Annotated in this window: 1 protein-coding gene; it reads left to right on the forward strand. The window is 49.0% G+C overall.

Annotation, left to right across the window (positions count from 1 at the left end; genetic code table 11):
• Nucleotides 1–471: class I tRNA ligase family protein (locus tag KIV40_RS30490; RefSeq protein ID WP_285353019.1), on the forward strand; the 471-nt coding region annotated here is incomplete at both ends.

The raw sequence follows: 471 nt of genomic DNA on the forward strand, positions 1-471 counted from the left end.
AAGACCGTCAGTACACAGCGAAGAAGGGCGGCCACGCTCAACGCAGCTGTCAAACTGCGCTTTACTACATCGTAGAAGCTCTGGTTCGTTGGATGGCTCCTATCATGTCGTTCACAGCAGACGAAATCTGGAACGAGATGCCAGGTCAACGTGACAAGTTCGTATTCACAGGTGAGTGGTTCGAAGGTCTATTTGGTCTAGCGGAAGGCGAAGAGCTAAGCAACGAATTCTGGACTGAAATCCAATCTGTTCGTGGCGCAGTGAACAAACTTCTTGAAGACGCTCGTAAAGAGAAAACTATCGGTGGCGCACTGCAAGCTGAAGTGACTCTGTACGCAGACGATGCACTAGCGGCGAAAATCAACAAGCTAGAAGACGAACTACGTTTTGTTCTTCTAACTTCAGCTGCTGTTGTTAAGCCTCTAAGCGAGAAGAGCGATGCAGCACAAGCGACAGACCTTGAAGGTCTAT

The organism is Vibrio sp. D173a, assembly GCF_030248475.1.